Origin of the sequence: Microcoleus sp. N9_A2 (assembly GCF_036701775.1) — a bacterium.
Classification (GTDB): domain Bacteria; phylum Cyanobacteriota; class Cyanobacteriia; order Cyanobacteriales; family Microcoleaceae; genus Microcoleus.
On record NZ_JAUBRH010000009.1, the window covers coordinates 51,143 to 57,518 of the forward strand.

Below are 6,376 nucleotides of genomic sequence, written 5' to 3' on the forward strand. Positions count from 1 at the left end.
TCTCACCAACCCCAAGTTTCTGGCCCTCCCTTAAACGGGCCGACAATATCTTTGGTAATCCAGCCGCCGTAAAAATCCCCTGGTTGAGATTGCACTAATTCCCCGTCCACATAACAGGCATCCATCTTGCTCGGATAAAAAGCCACATAATCTTTAATAGCTGCAAAAACCTGATTAGGATTGGGATAAAACCAAGCCGCATTTACTACTTCTTTGGACTCTACCATCACAGTGTAATAACCGGCTTGTCCCTTCCACTCGCACCAAGAACCCCGTAAAGTTTTGTGCAAATATTCCATTTTGATGTCATCGGGGCAGATATAGTAGGCAGGAGGGTGACTGGTCTCCAATACCCGCTGAGGGCGGCGCGTGTCGGCGATCGTCACTCCATTAAAAATTATCTGTAGGTGTTTGGTCGATTCCTCAAGGCGAGGGGGACGTGGGTAATCCCAAACAGACTCTTCACCTGGGCCGGGATCTATTCGATCGAAGTTCATTTGCACAATCTTCCCTGAAAAAAAACAATTAGCGACTTAGCATTACAATTTAATGTACCCTTAATCGAGTCGCTGCTTCAGACCAAACCAGCTTTTCTCAACTCTTCGTAATATGAGCATTCGCGGTATAGATGTTTCCGACTACCAGCCCAATGTCAATTGGCCAGCAGTTGCCCGGGATGGTATTGCCTTTGCTTTTGTCAAATCGACCGAGGGTGCAACGTTCGTTGCCCAAACTTTCGCTCGCAATTGGGCGGCGATGAAAGCGGCGGGGATTCAACGCGGTGCTTACCACTTTTTTCAACCTGCAAGCAGCGTTCAAGGACAAATAGATTTGTTCTTGAAAACTGTAAAACTCGAACCGGGGGATTTGCCGCCAGTCTTGGATTTGGAAACTACAGGCGGTTTGACTGTGGATCAATTTTGCGATCGAGCCGCAATTTGGCTAGAAGCAGTCGAAAAAGCCACCTTAATGCGGCCGATTATCTACACTTACCCCGGTTTCTGGGACAACTTGGGGACAAAACGGTTTGCCGATTACCCACTGTGGATTGCTCACTATACCAGTGCTGAGGAACCTTGGGTTCCCGGCGGCTGGAAAACTTGGAGTTTTTGGCAGTACAGCGACACCGGCAAAGTTTCCGGCGTCTCGGGCAATGTAGACACCAATATTTTTGAAAGCGTCCGAGAAGGCGCCGTAAGTTATAAAGTTGCAGACATCCAGAGGGAATTAAGAATTAAAGGTTTCTATCAAGGCGCGATGGATGGTAAATTTGGAGCCAATACCACAGCGGCGCTCATCTCGTTTCAGAAATCTCAAGGTCTCAATCCAGACGGCATTGGCAGCCTCAAAACCTGGGCCGCTTTGATGCGAAAATCTCCCAAAGTAGTTGTCCCCCCTCCAACCCCGACACCAGTCCCGCAGCCGACTCCCACTCCGACTCCCACTCCCATATCAGACGTGCGACTGACTCAGGTATTCTCGTCTTATCAAGCTAGCGCTAGCCAAGATACAGCCTTAATTTGGCTGCAAAGTCAGGTTTCTACCTCTGTTTTAGGGGAATTTGCTCAAAAATGGCGGGCAACTGCTTTACCTCAAGATAGTAATTTGCGATTGATAGATGTGGGCAAATTTTATCGCGGTTTAGCACAACAAGACCAAGCTTTAGATTGGCTGCAAAAACAAATTTCTCCGGCTATTATTGCCGAGTTTGCCCAAAAGTGGCGCTCTCAATCTACTGTCACCAATTCTCCGATTCGACTGATAGATGCGTGCAAATTTTATCGAGCCGCACCCCAGCAAAACCAGGCTTTAGATTGGCTGGAAGGGCGAATTTCGCCGACCATTCTATCGGATTTTTTTCGCAGGTGGCAGAATGCCAATCGATTATAATAGATTTTAGATCTTAGATTGACTCTACAGATGAATCTTGCGATTTGAGATTGATTTTAGATGGCAAATCTACTCTAAAGAGGGAGCATCTCAATATTTGGAAAAACACTTCTTCTTCTTCTTCTTCCTCCTTCCTTCTTCCTCTTTCCTCCTGCCTCCTGCCTCCTGCCTCCAATTTCTAGCTTGGCTGAAAAAGTGAGATGCTACCTCTAAAGATGAGTCTGGGGGCGATCGATTTGAGATGTGAGCTTTTTAATTGGAGATTGACTCCACACATGAATCTGGGGTTGAAAGGCTCTATAATGGAAAAGCTGGCAAATCTTGCTATTTGAGATTTGAGATTGACTCCCCATCAAAATTCGTCAAATCGTCTCCCTCTGTGCCCGCATCCCCATCTGACTCTCGAACATAACAGACAATCTCTCGCTTAGCTACAGCTTACTCCCATCTTTGACGCCAAGAGAATTATCTGATAAAGTTATAGCGACTATCAAGGTTTTTTAATCTTATTGGGAAAAATCCAGGGCCGTGCCGAGTTTGTAAGCTGCGCCGAAAATAGCGCCTGCACTCCAATTACCCGCGATCGAACATTTAAAACTAAGCGGGCAGCCTGTAAAAATCATATCTATGGAAACCCCCTTTAACATCACCCTGTTGATGGTCATGACCGTCACCTGTGGCATCAGCGCTCAAGTTCTAGCCGCTTATCTGAAAGTTCCGGCGATCGTATTTTTGCTGCTGTTCGGCATTTTAGCAGGCCCCGATTGCTTGGGAATCCTGCATCCCAGTCTGTTGGGCAACGGCTTGGAAGTTATGGTATCCCTTTGCGTAGCCTTAATTCTGTTTGAAGGCGGCTTGAATTTAGAATTGCGAGACTTAGGCAAAGTTTCTGGAAGCATCCGCAATTTAGTTACTTTCGGCACTTTGATTACGCTAATTGGCGGCGGAATGGCCGCGCACTGGCTGGGAGAATTTCCCTGGCCGATCGCCTTTCTGTATGCTTCTCTAGTAGTCGTCACAGGCCCGACAGTCATCGGCCCTTTGCTCAAACAAGTATCCGTTGACAAAAAAGTCGCCGCCTTGCTAGAAGGCGAAGGTGTTTTAGTCGATCCCGTTGGGGCAATTCTGGCAGTATTGGTATTGAACGTGGTTTTAAACGGCAATACCGACTTGCTGATTTTGTTCAGAGATTTAATCGCGCGGCTGGGTATTGGCACAGTCATCGGAGTTACCGGAGGTTGGCTGCTGGGACTCATTCTCAAGCGAGCGAAATTCCTGTCAGAAGACCTCAAAAATTTAGTAGTTTTAGCCGGTTTGTGGGGATTATTCGGCTTAGCAGAAGAACTCCGCAGCGAATCGGGACTAATGGCAGCGGTACTCTCGGGCATAGTGCTCAGAGCCGCTTCAGTCCCCGAAGAACGGCTACTGAGGAGGTTTAAAGGTCAGCTAACAGTCCTCTCTATATCCGTACTGTTCGTGCTGCTGGCGGCTGATTTATCCCTCGCTAGTGTGGTCGCCCTCGGTTGGGGGAGTGTGTTTACAGTTTTAGCTTTAATGTGGATAGTGAGGCCGATTAATATTTGGGTTTGCACGATCAACAGCGGGCTAAACTGGAGGCAAAAATTATTTGCTTGTTGGGTAGCGCCGAGGGGAATTATTTCAGCTTCAATCGCCTCTTTATTTGCAATTGTGCTCACCCAGCGAGGAGTCACCGGCGGCGACTCAATTAAAGCCTTAGTTTTCCTCACAATCATTATCACAGTTTTTTTACAGGGATTGACTGCAGGCCCGATCGCTAAAATTTTGGACATCACCTTAAAATCAGCTACCGGTGCCGTGATTGTGGGGTCAAATCCTTTGAGCAGATTAATTGCTCGCTTGTTTCAAGAACGCGGAGAATCTGTCGCCATTATCGACACTGACCCGGAAGCTTGCGAACAAGCAGAAAAAGCAGGTTTGCGAGTGTTTTTAAGCAGTGCTCTGGATCACAGCATTTTAGAAGAAGCTGGACTTGATTCGATGGGAACTTTTTTGGCAATGACTAACAACGGTGAAGTAAACTTAGTGTTAGCTCAACGAGCAGCCGAGGAATTTGCACCGCCGAGGGTTTTGGCAATGTTTCCCAAAGATCCGCAGGCAAATATGCCCGCAAATCAGAATAAAATCAATCAAGCTTTTGTCTCCGATTTGCCGCTGAAGGATTGGAATGAATATTTGAACAACAGCGAAGTAAAATTGGGAGAAACCGAGTTAAGAAGTGAGGGATTCAAGTTTCAGATTGCTCACTTGGAAGCTTTGGTGCAAGGCGGGGAATTAGCGCCGTTGCTAGTGGAAAGACAGGGATACTTGCAAGTAGTGTCTGCGGCCCAAATTTGGGAAGCGGGCGATCGAATTATTTATTTGCTGCACGATCCAACACCGAAATTGCTAAAAAGATTATCTGGTGGGTCGCAGTCTCGCTTAACTTTAGAAAAGCATCAGGTAGTAGAGGAAGTGCCGATTCCCGATCCGGTTTTAGAACCTGTTTTGAAAGAAGCAGAAATAGTAAAAGAGGCTGAAATTTTGCCACCGCCGCCAGTTTCGCGTTAGGGGCAGTATCCCCGATCGTACTCTGTAATCTGCTTGTCGCGATCGTCCTTACTCTGATTCCCCAATTAAAGTAAATGCCGCCCAATTTCGCGGCCCAGGATGGGTTTTCATCGTAGTTAACATTGCTTGCCGCAATGCCTGTGCTTTGTCGGGATTATTTTGCAAGTTTTGATAAAACGACTGCATCAATTCGGATGTCGGCGCATCGGGAACCGCCCATAAAGAAACAATCACACTCGGCACTCCTGCCGAAATCAAAGCGCGCGACAAACCAATCACGCCATCCCCGGTAATCCTGCCTTCTCCGGTGTTGCAAGCACTCAAAACGACTAAGTTTGCTTGCAGTTTCATGTCGAAAATCTCTTCTGCGGTCAATAAGCCGTCATCGCTACCAGAAGGAGCCATAGCGATCGCACTTCCCAATCCGCGCACATCATCAAGTAATCCATGCGTTGCCAGGTGAATAATTGATGCTTGGGGCATTTTTTGGACGATCGCCGCTTTTGTCCCTTGTGCGCCTGTGATGGCTTGGGTTTTGAGCAGAGGCGCGATCGCTATAGCTTCGGCTTCGGCCCCAGGTAGAGGAGACAATTGCTGTTTGGGCTCTCCCGGAGACAGAGACACGCTCGGCATGGTGGGATTGCCCAAGACTAGATCGCTGCCAGGACCGTTGGTTGGCTTCTGTACTAACTTCTGCCGTTGCTGTCGAGTCAAATCCAATACTTGAATCGAGGGGGCGGTGAGAATCGTGTGTTTCTGGATTAAGTAAGTGCCGTTGGCATCTTGCAGGGCGGGGAAGGGTACCTGGAACAGGGAACGTTGGGGAATGAAAATGACGCGGGCATCGGGATCTTTGGGTAAGAGGCTGGCAATGGGCTCGATCAGTAGTTGATGCAGCGTCGGTAAGTTGGGTTGGGGTTGGGTGGAGCCAAAACTGCTGCGACTGCGGACAGCCAGGAATTCTTGATTGCCAACGATCGAGCTGGCTAGAGAGGCGTTGTGTTTTTGCCAAAGGGGTTTGAGGTCAACTTGGCGAAACGCGATTTCGCCCGTGGGTTGAATCACCCAAATGTAGAGCGCGGATTCACGCCATTCTCTTTTTCCCTGAATCTGGAAGTCATCGTAGATGATGGAATACTGCACCAAAGTGGCGTTCTGTGCTTTGGCGATTTGGCGGATTTGCTCCTGGCTGGGAGGAGTGGCTATAACCGGATTGGCATCACCAGTTGATAAGCGCTGTGTCAGGAGATCGACAAAGGCACGAGCACGTCCCCGTTCGGCAATTTCTAAGGCGGCGATCGGGTTATTCTGAGCCACTCGGACTTGTTGTAAAGTCCGATAAGTCCCAGCTTGTCCTTCAAAGATGGAGACTTTATTCGCGTCGTTGGAGCCGAGCATTTGCCGCATCGATTCCCAAACTTGAATCCCATCAATCAGCATTTTTTCAGCTTCTGTTGGGTTGCCAGCTTTCAAGAGGGCCAATCCGAGGTTGTTGAGAGCGCGACCCTCTCCACTGCGGTCTTGAATTTCGCGGGCGATGGCTAACCACTGCTGTGCATACTCAATGGCTTTGGTATAGTCGCCCAGAGCGCCGTAAGCGATTCCCAAATTGCCCAGTGCTGCACCTTCCCCAAGACGGTCTTGAATTTCGCGGGCGATGGCTAAACTGAGCTGTGCATACTCAATGGCTTTGGTATAGTCGCCCAAAGAGCGGTAAGCGCTTCCCAAAGTGCCCAGTGCTGTACCTTCCTCTTGGCGGTCTTGAATTTCGCGGGCGATGGCTAAACTGAGCTGTGTATACTCAATGGCTTGGGCATAGTTGTCCAGATAGAGGTAAGCGATTCCCAAACGGCCCAGTGCTGTACCTTCCCCAAGGCGGTTTTTAATTTCGCGGGCG

General features: G+C 48.6%; 4 protein-coding genes. 2 read left to right on the top strand and 2 right to left on the bottom strand.

The genetic code is table 11. The features are described 5' to 3' along the window. Positions 1–2: 2 nt before the first annotated feature. Positions 3–497, bottom strand: a complete 495-nt coding sequence (locus tag QUA44_RS07760; protein WP_333249651.1) for a DUF427 domain-containing protein — start codon at positions 495–497, stop codon at positions 3–5. Positions 498–609: 112 nt separating this feature from the next. Between QUA44_RS07760 and QUA44_RS07765 the strand changes: the two genes are divergently transcribed. Both QUA44_RS07765 and QUA44_RS07770 read left to right on the top strand, forming a co-directional pair. Continuing rightward, the gene (locus tag QUA44_RS07765) at positions 610–1,890 is read left to right on the top strand and encodes a GH25 family lysozyme (RefSeq protein WP_333249653.1); all 1,281 of its coding nucleotides are present in this window, start codon (positions 610–612) and stop codon (positions 1,888–1,890) included. A 627-nt stretch (positions 1,891–2,517) separates the two neighbouring features. After that, positions 2,518–4,479, top strand: coding sequence for a cation:proton antiporter domain-containing protein (locus tag QUA44_RS07770; RefSeq protein ID WP_333249655.1), 1,962 nt, complete (start codon positions 2,518–2,520; stop codon positions 4,477–4,479). 48 nt (positions 4,480–4,527) lie between these two features. Here QUA44_RS07770 and QUA44_RS07775 read toward each other — a convergent pair. Then, positions 4,528–6,376 (bottom strand): CHAT domain-containing tetratricopeptide repeat protein (locus QUA44_RS07775; protein ID WP_333249656.1); only part of this gene is annotated, 1,849 nt, incomplete at its 5' end.